Origin of the sequence: Gordonia malaquae (assembly GCF_037148075.1) — a bacterium.
In the GTDB taxonomy this organism is placed as follows: Bacteria; Actinomycetota; Actinomycetes; order Mycobacteriales; family Mycobacteriaceae; genus Gordonia; species Gordonia malaquae.
The window spans coordinates 911196-923817 of the sequence record NZ_JBBCUB010000001.1; the positions used below are offsets into that span (position 1 = coordinate 911196).

10 protein-coding genes, 2 tRNA genes and 1 pseudogene are annotated in these 12622 nt (G+C 66.4%); 8 read left to right on the plus strand and 5 right to left on the minus strand.

Annotated elements, in window-relative coordinates:
* Nucleotides 1-455 precede the first annotated feature (455 nt).
* A complete protein-coding gene (locus WFK36_RS04500; RefSeq protein ID WP_419717373.1) occupies nucleotides 456-1679 on the minus strand; it encodes an MFS transporter in 1224 nt (407 codons plus the stop codon).
* Nucleotides 1680-1757: 78 nt separating this feature from the next.
* Between WFK36_RS04500 and WFK36_RS04505 the strand changes: the two genes are divergently transcribed.
* The 5 genes from WFK36_RS04505 to WFK36_RS04525 all read left to right on the plus strand — a co-directional run bounded on the left by WFK36_RS04505 (nucleotide 1758) and on the right by WFK36_RS04525 (nucleotide 5180).
* Nucleotides 1758-2528 carry a fumarylacetoacetate hydrolase family protein gene (locus tag WFK36_RS04505; protein WP_336790054.1) on the plus strand — a complete coding sequence of 257 codons (771 nt, stop codon included), beginning with the start codon at nucleotides 1758-1760 and terminating at the stop codon, nucleotides 2526-2528.
* Entirely contained in the window at nucleotides 2525-3358 is an 834-nt protein-coding gene (locus WFK36_RS04510; protein ID WP_008378095.1) for an alpha/beta fold hydrolase, read from the plus strand. The genes WFK36_RS04505 and WFK36_RS04510 overlap by 4 nt, the downstream gene beginning before the upstream one ends.
* Before the next feature lie 44 nt (nucleotides 3359-3402).
* Complete coding sequence (gene gltX, locus WFK36_RS04515) at nucleotides 3403-4887, plus strand: glutamate--tRNA ligase (RefSeq protein ID WP_336790056.1); 1485 nt, start codon at nucleotides 3403-3405, stop codon at nucleotides 4885-4887.
* Nucleotides 4888-4985: 98 nt separating this feature from the next.
* Nucleotides 4986-5057, plus strand: a tRNA-Gln gene (locus tag WFK36_RS04520).
* Between the two features lie 50 nt (nucleotides 5058-5107).
* Nucleotides 5108-5180: transfer RNA gene (locus WFK36_RS04525), tRNA-Glu, on the plus strand.
* A 300-nt stretch (nucleotides 5181-5480) separates the two neighbouring features.
* Here WFK36_RS04525 and WFK36_RS04530 read toward each other — a convergent pair.
* Together WFK36_RS04530 and WFK36_RS04535 are read right to left on the minus strand one after the other, a co-directional pair.
* Nucleotides 5481-5978 (minus strand): PPOX class F420-dependent oxidoreductase, encoded by a 498-nt coding sequence (locus WFK36_RS04530; RefSeq protein WP_336790058.1) that lies wholly within the window; start codon nucleotides 5976-5978, stop codon nucleotides 5481-5483.
* Nucleotides 5979-5996: 18 nt separating this feature from the next.
* Nucleotides 5997-6701 (minus strand): IclR family transcriptional regulator, encoded by a 705-nt coding sequence (locus WFK36_RS04535; RefSeq protein ID WP_336790060.1) that lies wholly within the window; start codon nucleotides 6699-6701, stop codon nucleotides 5997-5999.
* A gap of 79 nt (nucleotides 6702-6780) precedes the next feature.
* On the opposite strand from WFK36_RS04535, the gene leuC reads away from it, so the two are divergent.
* From leuC to WFK36_RS04550, 3 genes and pseudogenes are all read left to right on the plus strand, one after another.
* A complete protein-coding gene (leuC, locus tag WFK36_RS04540) occupies nucleotides 6781-8217 on the plus strand; it encodes a 3-isopropylmalate dehydratase large subunit (protein ID WP_008381135.1) in 1437 nt (478 codons plus the stop codon).
* 15 nt (nucleotides 8218-8232) lie between these two features.
* Nucleotides 8233-8820: a 3-isopropylmalate dehydratase small subunit gene (leuD, locus tag WFK36_RS04545; RefSeq protein WP_336790063.1), complete on the plus strand. Its 588-nt coding sequence runs from the start codon at nucleotides 8233-8235 to the stop codon at nucleotides 8818-8820.
* Between the two features lie 185 nt (nucleotides 8821-9005).
* Nucleotides 9006-9464, plus strand: a pseudogene (locus WFK36_RS04550) (HU family DNA-binding protein); the annotation flags it as partial.
* A 23-nt stretch (nucleotides 9465-9487) separates the two neighbouring features.
* Here WFK36_RS04550 and WFK36_RS04555 read toward each other — a convergent pair.
* Nucleotides 9488-10387, minus strand: coding sequence for an NUDIX hydrolase (locus WFK36_RS04555; protein ID WP_336790065.1), 900 nt, complete (start codon nucleotides 10385-10387; stop codon nucleotides 9488-9490).
* A complete protein-coding gene (locus WFK36_RS04560; protein WP_008381127.1) occupies nucleotides 10384-12600 on the minus strand; it encodes an RNA degradosome polyphosphate kinase in 2217 nt (738 codons plus the stop codon). The genes WFK36_RS04555 and WFK36_RS04560 overlap by 4 nt, the downstream gene beginning before the upstream one ends.
* Nucleotides 12601-12622 lie beyond the last annotated feature (22 nt).

Here is a 12622-nt window from a genome sequence, read left to right on the forward strand (position 1 = left end):
GTGCTGAGACGCGGGAACGACGCGACTCACCTGCCTCATCTTGCTTCTACCTGCTTCAACTTGTCCTACCTGCCTGAGCTCAGGCAGGTAGGACGCAATGAGGCAGGTGAGTGCGAGATGAGGCAGGTAGCTCTGCTCGGTGGGGCGCCTAGTTTTCCTGCAGGCCCGGCCGGACTGTCAGATCTATCTGTCATCGTGCGCGTATGGAAGTGAATTCCCGAAATGATGCGGGCATTTTGACGATCGCGATGGGTGCCCGTCTGCTCTGGCGTCAGCAGATGCGAGAAAGACGCGATATCCCACCGTCGAAACAGCCTGAGCTCAGGCTGTCCAGTGATGTTGAGGCACGTTTTCGGCGTTGAGGCAGAGGAGTCCACTCAGCGAGACGCGCCGGCACGGCGCAGGTCGAGTCCCTCCTGCTGTCCGAGCATCTTTGAACCTGAGTCCAGGCCAACCTAAGCCTTCTCGACGCTTACCGGCTCCTCGCGGCCGCGCACGGCGTCGCGGGGCACCAGCCCGATGGCGACCAGCGGCGCGACGGCGGCCACGGCGAAGGCGGCGGGGTAGCCGGCCGTCTCGATGACCCCGCCGAACAGGGGAGTGGCCGCGGCGGTGGTGACGTACTGGGCCGTGTTCTGGACGCCGAGGCCGCGGCCGCTCCACGACGGGCCCGCGAACTCGGCGATCGCGGTGAAGGCGAGACCGTTGTCGGCGACGGTGCTGATCGAGGCGATCACCATCACGGCGGCCGCGACGGGGCTGCCGATCCAGTCGGTCAACGCCAGCAGCGCGGTCGACGCACCCGCGGCGACGGCGATGTACCGGACCGGCCGCATCCGCGATCCCATCACGTCCGAGAGTCTGCCCGCGGCGATGCGCCCGAATGCGCCCGTGACCTGGGTCGCGGTGACCAGGGCTCCCGCTCCGAGCGCCGACCAGCCGTGACCGACGATCAACCACGCGGGCACAAACGTCCAGAGCATCGACTGTGGGATCACCAACAGCACACTGACGGCGTGGACACGCTGCAGGAAACTGGACCCGCGGTACGGGTTGCCTGTCGGGACCGACGTCCCCGCCGACGGTACGGGCGGGTCGACGACGGCTGCGGCCACCGCGATCAGACCGATCACGGTCACCGCGACAGGCACGGTGAGGGCCGCCGCCAGTCCCCAGTGGTCGGCGAGCGCCGGCATCGTCAGAGCGCACACACCGATGCCGAGCGGCTGGGCCATCTGACGAACCCCCATCGCCGTGCCTCGCTGATCGGCGGGGAACCATCCGACCACGATCCGTCCGCTCGCGCCGTTCGCGGCACCGGCGCCCAAACCGCCGATCAGCAACGGGATCACCAGCGCGGTAAATCCTCCGCCGGTCTGGGCGACGACGAACGCCGCCACGGTGCCGGCCAGTGTGACAGTCAACGACACCAGGAGGACACGTCGCTCTCCGAACCGGTCGAGTGCGGCTCCCCAGGCGATGATCGTCAACGTCAGGCCGATGGTCGGCACTGCGGCCAAGGTGGCTGCGTCGGTCAGCGACATCCCATGGTCGCGGTGGAGCACGGGGATCACATAGGCGACGCCCGCGGTGGCGCAGGTGGTTGTCATGGCCGCGACGAGCGAGCAGACGAGCATCGTCCACCGCCTGGTCGCCGACATGGTCTGAGTCATCTGCACACCTCACTAGAATCTCAAATAGTGGAACTAATGTTTCATATTCTAGAACACGATCGGGCGTGCGTTAACCTTCGGGGTATGAAACTGGGTCGTGTCGCAAGTCCGGACGGAGTCGCATTCGTCTCCGTCGAAGGTGAAGAGGGCCAGGAGATCGCCCGTGAGATCGCGGAGCATCCCTTCGGCGATCCGACGTTCACCGGCCGTACGTGGAAGCTCGCCGACACGCGACCCCTGGCGCCGATCCTGGCCACCAAGATCATCGCGATCGGCAAGAACTACGCCGCTCATGCAGCCGAGATGGGTTCGGAGGCTCCCGCCGATCCGGTGATCTTCTCCAAGCCGAACACGTCGATCATCGGCCCGGGTGCTGCGATCGTCCGGCCGCCGTCGTCCGAGCGCGTGGACTTCGAGGGTGAGCTGGCGATCGTGATCGGCCGCCCGTGCAAGGACGTTCCCGCCGCGAAGGCGAAAGACGTGATCCTCGGATACACCGTCGCCAACGACGTGACCGCTCGCGATCAGCAGGCGTACGACGGTCAGTGGACTCGGGCCAAGGGATACGACACCTTCTGCCCGCTCGGTCCGTGGATCGTGACCGACTTCGATCCGTCCGACGTCGCGATCCGTACCGAACTCGACGGCGAGGTCAAGCAGTCGAGCCGCACCTCGCTGATGCTGCATTCGGTAGGCGAGATCGTCGAATGGGTGTCTCGAGTGATGACCCTGCTCCCCGGTGACGTGATTCTGACCGGGACACCCGAGGGGATCGGCCCGATGGTCGCGGGCCAGACGGTGTCGGTGACCGTCGAAGGCATCGGCACGCTGAGCAACCCGGTGATCGACAAGTGACCCGACCCGGCCGCATCGCTCCAGTTCAGGTCCGCAACGGCGATGTGGTGTTGTCGTGCACCGCGGTGGGCGACGGTCCGCTCGTCGTGATGGTGATGGGCACCGGCAGTCCCGGGCGGGTGTGGCACGCGAATCAACAGCCCGCTCTACTCAAGGCGGGCTACCGGGTGGTGACCTTCGACAACCGCGGCATCGCACCGTCGAGCGAATGCGCGAACGGTTTCACGATGGCGGACATGGTGGCCGACACCGCTGCCGTGATTGAGCACTTCGGTGCGCCTGCATTCGTGGTCGGAACCTCGCTTGGCGCGCGCATCACACAGGAGCTCGCGCTGGCGAGGCCGGAACTCGTCAGGGCCGCCGTGATGCTCGGCACTTACGGTCGTACGACGCCGCTTCTCACGGCGTACAACGAGGGCGAGCGGGCGCTGCTCGACGCCGGGCGTGAACTGCCTGCGCCGTTCTTCGCTGCGATCACCGCGCACATGAACCTGTCGCCTGCGACGTTGGCCGACGACAGGTCCGCACGCGACTGGCTCGACATCATCGGGTTCGGCGGGCAGTCGTCCACGCCGGGTGTCCGCGCTCAACTCGACCTGCCCGAACGGGATCAGAACCGCCTGGCCGCGTACCGGTCCATCACGCGGCCCACGCTGGTGGTCGGGTTCGCCGACGATCGCACTCTCCCGGTGCACCTCGCCCGCGAAGTGGCCGATGCGATCCCCGGATCGCGGTACGAGGAGGTCGCGGACGCCGGGCACTTCGGCTACCTGGAACGACCGGAGGCCGTCAACGGACTCCTGATCGGATACCTCGACTCTCAGCGCTGACTCCGGACGCGAGCTCACGGCGTCGATGACATAGGCTGACCTGCATGACTACCGGTGAAAACGTTCGCGTCCGATTCTGTCCGTCACCCACCGGAACCCCGCACGTCGGGCTCGCTCGGACGGCACTGTTCAACTTCGCGCAGGCTCGCCACACGGGCGGCACGTTCGTGTTCCGCATCGAGGACACCGACGCCGCACGCGACAGTCAGGAGTCGTACGACGCGATCCTCGACGCACTCCGTTGGCTCGGCCTGGAGTGGGACGAGGGCCCCGAGGTGGGCGGCCCGTACGCGCCGTACCGGCAGTCCGAGCGCAAGCAGTTGCATCTCGACGTCGTCGCTGCGCTCCTCGCGGCGGGGGAGGCGTACGAGGCGTACTCGACACCCGAGGAGGTCGAGGCGCGTCACCTCGCGGCGGGCCGCAACCCCAAGCTCGGGTACGACAATTTCGATCGTGACCTGACCGATGAGCAGCGTGAAGCGTTCCGTGCGGAGGGACGCAGTCCGGTTGTCCGCCTGCGGATGCCTGATGCAGACCTCACGTGGGACGACCTGGTGCGCGGCACCACCACGATCAAAGCCGGCACCGTGCCCGACTTCGCGCTCACTCGCGCGAACGGCGACCCGCTGTACACCCTGGTCAATCCGGTGGACGACGCGCTGATGAAGATCACGCACGTCCTTCGCGGCGAGGACCTGCTCTCGTCGACGCCGCGTCAGATCGCCCTGTACCAGGCGCTTATGCGCCTCGGGGTGGCCGACGCCGTGCCGGAGTTCGCACACCTCCCCTTCGTGATGGGCGAGGGCAACAAGAAGCTGTCCAAGCGTGATCCGGAGTCGAACCTCTTCCACCATCGCGACCGTGGATTCATCCCCGAGGGGCTGCTCAACTACCTGGCGCTGCTCGGTTGGGGATTCTCGAGCGACGAGGACATCTTCACTCTTGACGAGATGATCGGTGCCTTCGATGTGCGCAACGTCAACTCGAACCCGGCGCGCTTCGACCAGAAGAAGGCCGATTCGATCAACGCCGAGCACATCCGTCGGCTGGAGCCCGCGGACTTCGCGGCGCGTCTGCGCGCGTTCCTGACCGCGTCCGGCCGTCTGAGCGAGTCGGTGGACGACGCACAGTTCGCCGTCGTCGCCGATCTGGTGCAGACCCGCATTCAGGTGCTCGGCGACGCGTGGGACCTCATCAAGTTCCTGTACATCGACGACGCGGACTTTGCGTACGACGAGAAGGCTGCGGCCAAGAACCTCGGCGCGGACGCAGTGCCGATTCTCGACGCCACGATCGCCGTGTGCGAATCGGTGGAGGCGTGGGACACCGCGTCGTTGGAGGAGGGCCTCAAGGCGGCGCTCATCGACGGTCTGGAGCTGAAGCCGCGCAAGGCCTTCGGTCCGGTCCGGGTGGGTGTCACCGGCGCCGCAGTGAGCCCTCCGCTGTACGAGTCGATGGAGCTGCTGGGGCGCGAGAAGACTCTCGCTCGCCTGTCGCTCGCCCGTGAGATCGCGGAAAAGGCGGTCTGACCTGCCGATTTGTGGTTTGGGGTGGAGTTGTTGGTAATGTACTCCACGGCCCGAGAGGAGCCAGGCGGTTTCGCCCGGCGAGGCTCGGATCAAACCCTTGGGGTATGGTGTAATTGGCAACACAGCGGTTTCTGGTACCGCCATTCTAGGTTCGAGTCCTGGTACCCCAGCGATGTACACGGGTAAAAGCGTGTGTATCATAACTGAACAAGTGTTCTAGGGCCCCGTCGTCTAGCGGCCTAGGACGCCGCCCTCTCAAGGCGGTAGCGCGGGTTCGAATCCCGTCGGGGCTACTACAGAAGGTCCGCACCACTCGGTGCGGACCTTCTGCGTTTCCTCCGTTTGCCACCGTCGTTCCGCTCTACCGCTCGTTGAGCGAGCTGAAGCGTCCGGCACCGCTCATCCCGGCTGATGTTCACAGATGCTTGGGACGACGGGGGAACCAGTTTCCGTTGTTTCGTGCGTTCACTCAGTGCCAGACGACGCAGGTGAGTCGTGCCTGAGCGCGCCGATGTGGCGAGTGGGGCAGCCGAGCCGGAAAGTGCGTGTCTAGACGATTCGAGTCGCAAGCTCGCTCAACGAGCGCGGGAGGCTCAGGTGTAGAACTCGGCGGTGGATCCGGTGAGCGGCATCTCGGGTAGCCCGAGCTTGCCGTGGTCCCATGAGCGGATTCGGGTCGGGATGAGGCGGACTGCCACGCGCTTGTTCATCATGGCGTCGACGGCGGGCTTGAGGTCGTCGGTGTAGGGCCCGTTGTAGCGCTCCCAGATGCTGATCCCGACGGCGAGGCAGGTGTCGGGATCGTCGTGGATCTCCGTCGTGCCTTCGATGCTGACGCCGCGCAGCGCGTTGTAGGTGAGTCCGTCCTCGATCAGGATCGTGGCGCGCGGGTCGCGCCGAAGGTTGACGACCTTCTGCGACTTCGCCTTGGTCTCGATCCAGATCTCGCCGTCGATCACGGCGTACCACATGGCGATGAGGTGGATTCCGTCCTTGCCCTGGGTGGCCCAGGTGCCGGTGCGGTGCTGATTGATGAATTCAGTGATCTCGTCGTCGGACATCACGATCTGCGAGCGTTGCTTCGTTCCCATGATCGAACGTTAGCGAAGTCACTGCAGGCGTGCACCGATGGCGTCGGCCGCACGGATGAGTTCGGCGGCGAAACGTTCACCCGGTCGACGTCCCAGTCGACCGATGGGGCCGGAGATGGAGACGGCTGCTACGACGGAGCCGGAGGCGTCGCGCACGGGCGCCGAGGCGCTGGCGACGCCGTCGATTCGCTCGGCGGCGCTCTGTGCCCACCCGCGGCGTCGGATGTCGGCGAGTGAGCGTTCGGTGTAGACAGAGTCAGGGATCAGCGCGTCGCGGATGTCCGGGGCGGCCCATGCGGCGAGTACTTTCGCCGCAGACCCTGCGGCCATGGTGAACCTGGTGCCGACGGGAACCGTGTCTCGCAGGCCGGTCGGGGGTTCGGACGCGGCTATGCAGACCCGCTCGGAACCCTCCCTGCGGTACAACTGGACCGACTCGCCGGTGGACTCCTGCAGCCGAGGCAGGACGAGCAACGCCGCCTCGCGGACGTCGTCACGGGCCGTCGCGGCGAGACGAGCCAGCGCTGGTCCCGGCGTCCAACGGCCCGTGTCGTCGCGGGTGAGGAACTCGTGGACCTCGAGTCCGACGGCGAGGCGGTGCGCGGTGGCGCGAGGCAGCCCGGTGGCCTCGCAGAGTTCGTTGAGGTTGCGTGGTGCGGCTGCGACGGTCGTCAGGACCGCAACGGATTTGTCCAGCACGCCGATTCCGCTATCCTTTCCCATAGGACGATACTAGCTGTCCAAATACTGAGATCAAATGCTGACGGCAGCCCCCGGAGGCGTTTGGAGAGGCAAGTGGCGCATGAATGACACGACCGCCAAGCCGCGGACCCTGGCCGAGAAGGTGTGGGACGACCACGTCGTCGTTCCGGGCGAGGTCGACGCGAGTGGCAACACGAATCCGGATCTGATCTACATCGATCTGCACCTGGTGCACGAGGTGACGAGTCCGCAGGCCTTCGACGGCCTGCGCGTGGCAGGGCGCAAGCTCCGTCGCCCCGACCTCACCATCGCGACCGAGGACCACAACGTCCCCACCGTCGACATCTTCAGCCCGATCGCCGACCAGGTGTCCGCGCTGCAGGTCGAGACACTGCGCCGCAACTGCGAGGAGTTCGGCGTCCGCCTGCACCCGATGGGCGACGCGGAGCAGGGCATCGTGCACGTCGTCGGCCCGCAGCTGGGACTCACCCAGCCCGGCATGACCGTGGTGTGCGGCGACAGCCACACCTCGACCCATGGAGCGTTCGGCGCGCTCGCGATGGGCATCGGCACCTCCGAGGTGGAGCACGTCATGGCCACCCAGACCCTGTCGCTGCGCCCGTTCAAGACGATGGCCATCACGGTCGACGGCGAACTGCCCGACGGCGTCACCAGCAAGGACCTGATCCTGGCCGTCATCGCCGAGATCGGCACCGGCGGCGGACAGGGCCACGTCCTGGAATACCGCGGCCCGGCCGTGGAGAAGTTGTCGATGGAAGCGCGCATGACGATGTGCAACATGTCCATCGAGGCCGGTGCCCGCGCCGGCATGATCGCCCCCGACGACATCACCTTCGAGTACCTCAAGGGCCGCCCGCATGCCCCGCAGGGAGACGACTGGGACGCCGCAGTCGAGTACTGGCGCAGCCTGCGCACCGACGACGACGCCGTGTTCGATCGCGAGGTCCACATCAACGCCTCCGAGCTCACCCCGTTCGTCACCTGGGGGACCAATCCCGGGCAGGGTCTGCCGCTTGGCGCCAGCATCCCGGACCCCGCCGACATCGTCGACGAGACCGAGTCGCTGGCCGCGTCGCGCGCCATCGAGTACATGGGCCTGACGCCCGGGACCCCACTGCGCGAGGTCAAGGTCGACACCGTCTTCGTCGGTTCGTGCACCAACGGCCGCATCGAGGACCTGCGGGCCGTGGCCGAGGTCCTGAACGGCCGGACGATCGCCGACGGCATGCGAATGCTGGTGGTCCCCGGGTCGATGAAGGTGCGAGCTCAGGCCGATGAAGAAGGCCTCGGCGAGATCTTCACGGCGGCGGGCGCCGAATGGCGCATGGCGGGCTGCTCGATGTGTCTCGGAATGAACCCCGACCAGATCTCGGCGGGCGAGCGGTGCGCGTCGACGTCGAACCGCAACTTCGAGGGCCGTCAGGGCAAGGGCGGTCGGACGCACCTCGTGTCACCGGCCGTCGCCGCCGCAACCGCCGTGCGCGGATACCTGGCCGCACCGGCCGATCTGGTCTGAGCAGGAGGAACTGACATGGAACCGTTCATCACCCACACCGGCGTCGGCGTCCCGCTGCAGCGCAGCAACGTCGACACCGACCAGATCATCCCGGCCGTCTACCTCAAGCGGGTCACCCGCACCGGCTTCGAGGACGGCCTGTTCGCCGGCTGGCGAGCCGACCCGGGCTTCATCCTGAACAACGAACCGTGGTCGAACGGGTCGGTGCTCGTCGCCGGTCCGGACTTCGGCACCGGATCGTCCCGTGAGCACGCCGTCTGGGCACTCATGGACTTCGGCTTCCGCGTTGTCATCTCGTCCCGCTTCGCGGACATCTTCCGTGGCAACTCCGGCAAGGCGGGACTCGTCGCCGCGCAGATGGAACAGGCCGACGTCGAACTGCTGTGGAAGCGACTCGACGCCGAACCCGGGCTGGAGATCACCGTCAGCCTCGAGGACATGACCGCCACCGCGGGCGACCTCGTGGTTCCGATCCAGGTGGACGACTACACCCGCTGGCGCCTGATGGAGGGCCTCGACGACATCGGCCTGACTCTGCGTCAGACCGACGCGATCGACTCGTACGAAGCGGAGCGACCGTCGTTCAAACCGGTCACCCTGTAATAGCCGAACTCCCGCTGAACACCCGTCTCGACGTCCGTCAACGCGTCGCGGCGGGTGTTCTGCTGTGAACAGAGCAACGAGATTTCCTTAAAGTCGCTGTGAGGCAACAGATGACCTCCTACGGTGTGACGTAGCTAATACCAACGGGCTGACACGACCGGTCGGCGTGATCCGCGGAGGTTTGGATGAACAAAGCAGAGCTCGTCGAGGAACTCACCAAGCGCCTCGACGCCGATCGAAAGACCGCGACAGCCGCTGTCGAGCAGCTGATCGACACCATCGTGCGCGCAGTCCACAAGGGGGAGAGCGTCACGATCACCGGCTTCGGCGTCTTCGAGAAGCGCGCCCGAGCGGCGCGAGTAGCACGTAATCCGCGAACCGGGGAGACGGTCAGAGTCGAGGCGACGCAGGTCCCGTCGTTCCGGCCGGGTGCCCAGTTCAAGGCGATCGTCGCAGGCGAGCAGCCCATCACAGACGACCAGCCCGCAGTGAAACGCGCCGCCCCCGAAACCGAGCCGAAGTCTCCCGCCAAGAAGACCGCTGCGAAGAGAACCGCGACCAAGAAGACGCCCGCGAAAAAGACCGCTGCGAAGAAGACCGCGGCCAAGAAGACGCCCCCGAGGAAGGCTGCCGCGAAGAAGAGCTGAACTGACTGCAGCGCCCGAGCTCAGGCGATGGGACTCGGGATGTGGTCGATGGACACGAGAGCGTCGCCACGCAACGTCAGAACCCACACACTGCCCTTGCGGTTGCGCGACGCCGGGACCTCGACCCCGTCGAGTTCGGCCCAACGCTCCAGGACGGGTGGGATCACACCGCCCTGACTGCACACCGCGTGCACCGCGCCGCCGTGCGACGCGATCTTGCGAAGGCGGCCGAATGAGGCGTCCGGGTCGGCGAGGTATGCCTCCTCCGACAACAACGGCTCGCTCACGATGTCGGTGCGCAACGCGTCGGCCAACGGTTCGAACGTCTGGATGCAGCGCAGTCGGTCGGCGGCGTGCAGGCGATGCGCGCCGAACAATCCCAACAGGTCGACCAGAGCCGCCGCCTGGCGGCGTCCCTCCGGTTCGAGTGGACGCTGCCGGTCGTCACCGTGGAAGCGGGACCGCCTGCCGGCCTTGGCGTGTCGGACCACGACGAACGTCCGGAGGCCGACGACGTCCTGTGACCCGAACTCGTGGAGCACCCGACGATCCGCCGAGTAGCTGACGAGGGCGGTCGCCTGCTCCACCCCGACCCACCGCAGTTCGTCGCACTCGTGATTCGGCACGAACTCGCCGCCGGTCGCCGCGACCGCCCAGTAACCGACCTTCTTCTGCGCACCGGAGTGCAGTCGGTACTCCACGGTGCACAGTCGTCGACCCATGCGGATCTCGTAGCCGGTCTCCTCGACGATCTCGCGAGCCGCGGTCGTCACCAGGAGCTCACCCGACTCGGCTTTGCCTTTCGGCAGAGACCAGTCGTCGTACCGGGGACGATGCACGATCGCCACCTCGACACCGACCTCGGCGTGCCGCCAGAGAACACCTCCGGCGGCCCAGACGACTCTCCGCGGAGAACTCATCCCGCTGAGTTCTGCTCCATGTGGTGACGCGTGCGCTGGGCCATTCGACGCTGATGGTCGCGGACCTCTTCGCCTGCCGCGGGAAGTGCCTCCCATGCACCTTCGGCGCGGAGCTCCCAACAGCGTGTGCGCGGGTCCATCGCCGAGTCGAAGATGTCCTGCAGATCGGCCACCAGACGCTGATCACGCACCTGCACCATCACCTCGACACGCCGGTCGAGGTTCCGGTGCATCATGTCGGCGCTGCCGATCCAGTACTCGTCCTGTGCACCGAAGTGCAGGATTCGCGAATGCTCCAGGAACTGGCCGAGCACCGAGCGGACGACGATGTTGTCGCTGATCCCCGGCACCCCCGGCTTGAGAGCACAGATGCCGCGAACCATGACGTCGACCGGCACACCCGCCTGCGACGCGCGGTACAGCGCATCGATGACCTTCTCGTCGACGAGCGCGTTCGCCTTGAGCTGCACCCGTGCGCGAGTGTCACCCGCCTGCAGCGCGGCGATCTCGCCGTGGATCCGCTCGACGATGCCTTTGCGGATGCCGGCAGGCGCCACCAGCAGATTGCGGTAGTCCTGCTTGCGTGAGTACCCGGTCAACGTGTTGAACAGGTCCGTGAGGTCCGCTCCGACCTCGGGCGCGGCGGTGAACAGGCCTACGTCTTCGTAGAGGCGCGCAGTCTTGGGGTTGTAGTTGCCGGTGCCGATGTGGCAGTAGCGACGCAGAGTCGAGCCTTCACGGCGGACCACGAGGCAGGTCTTGCAGTGCGTCTTCAGGCCGACCAGGCCGTAGACCACGTGGACGCCCGCCTGCTCCAGCTTGCGGGCCCACTTGATGTTGGCCTGCTCGTCGAAACGCGCTTTGAGCTCAACGAGCGCCACGACCTGCTTGCCCGCGGCGGCGGCGTCGATCAGGGCGTTCACGATCGGGGAGTCGCCCGACGTCCGGTACAGCGTCTGCTTGATGGCCAGGACCTGGGGGTCGGCGGCGGCCTGCTCGATGAACCGCTGAACGCTCGTCGAGAACGAGTCGTACGGGTGGTGCACCAGCACGTCGCCGTCACGCAGCGTGGAGAAGATGCTCTTGGGAGTCTCCCGCTCACCGAACGCAGGATGCGTCTTCGGGACGAACGGACGCTCTTTGAGGTTCGGGCGGTCGATGCCGTAGATCTGCCAGAGGCACGTCAGGTCGAGCAGGCCGGGCAGCGTCATGACGTCGGCCGGATCCACATCGAGTTCACGGAGCAGCATCTCGAGCATGTGCTCGCTCATGTCTTCGCCCACCTCGAGGCGGACGGGCGACCCGAACCGTCGGCGCGCGAGTTCGCGCTCCAGGGCTTGGAGGAGATCCTCGTCGCGGTCCTCGTCGACCTCGAAGTCGGCGTTGCGAGTGACGCGGAAGACGTGGTGGTCGACGATCTGCATGCCGGGGAACAGCTCCGACAGGTTCGCGGCGATCAGCTTCTCGAGCGGAAGGAACAGCGCGGGTGCGGGAACGGATTCGTCGGCGGCGCGGTCGGCGTCGGCGGTCAACGGATCGACGCGGATGAAGCGACTCACGTTGTCCGGCACCTTGACACGAGCGAAGTGCTCGCCGCCCTCGGAACCCTCCCGGACGCTGACCGCCAAGTTGAGGCTCAGGCCCGAGATGTACGGGAACGGGTGCGCGGGGTCGACGGCGAGGGGCGTCAGGACCGGGAACAGCTCGTTGTGGAAGTGCTCGCGGAGCCTCTTGTGCTGCGCTTCGCTGAGATCGGCCCACTCGACGATGCGGATGTTCTCCGCGGTCAGGGCGGGGATCACCGAGTTCAGGAACACACCCGCGTGGCGAGCGGCGATCTTCTGCGCGCGCGCAGCGATCATCTGCAGCTGCTCGCGCGGCGATCGGCCGTCCGCGGACCGGACCGACAGGCCGGTCTCGTCGCGGCGCTTGAGTCCCGCGACACGGACCATGAAGAACTCGTCGAGGTTCGAGGCGAAGATCGCGAGGAACTTGGCCCGCTCCAGAAGTGGCATCGACACGTCTTCGGCCAGCGCCAGGACGCGTGAATTGAAGTCGAGCCAGCTCAGTTCGCGGTTCAGGTAGCGGTTCTCCGGAAGATCCGCGTCCAGGTCGGGGATCACCGTTTCAGCGGGCAGGGCGGCGGGAAGGTCGTCGGCGAGTGACTTCTCGTCGATGTCGTCGGCAGGGCTCACCGGTTCATTGTGCAGCATGTGTTCGCAGGTTGTCCTGCTG

Excerpts from the sequence above, each read along its gene's own strand:
- WFK36_RS04535 (WP_336790060.1), bottom strand. The coding sequence starts at position 6,701 with ATGGGAAAGGATAGCGGAATCGGCGTGCTGGACAAATCCGTTGCGGTC.
- WFK36_RS04555 (WP_336790065.1), bottom strand. The coding sequence starts at position 10,387 with ATGAGTTCTCCGCGGAGAGTCGTCTGGGCCGCCGGAGGTGTTCTCTGG.
- leuD (WP_336790063.1), top strand. The coding sequence starts at position 8,233 with ATGGAACCGTTCATCACCCACACCGGCGTCGGCGTCCCGCTGCAGCGC.
- WFK36_RS04505 (WP_336790054.1), top strand. The coding sequence starts at position 1,758 with ATGAAACTGGGTCGTGTCGCAAGTCCGGACGGAGTCGCATTCGTCTCC.
- leuC (WP_008381135.1), top strand. The coding sequence starts at position 6,781 with ATGAATGACACGACCGCCAAGCCGCGGACCCTGGCCGAGAAGGTGTGG.
- gltX (WP_336790056.1), top strand. The coding sequence starts at position 3,403 with ATGACTACCGGTGAAAACGTTCGCGTCCGATTCTGTCCGTCACCCACC.
- WFK36_RS04530 (WP_336790058.1), bottom strand. The coding sequence starts at position 5,978 with ATGGGAACGAAGCAACGCTCGCAGATCGTGATGTCCGACGACGAGATC.
- WFK36_RS04560 (WP_008381127.1), bottom strand. The coding sequence starts at position 12,600 with ATGCTGCACAATGAACCGGTGAGCCCTGCCGACGACATCGACGAGAAG.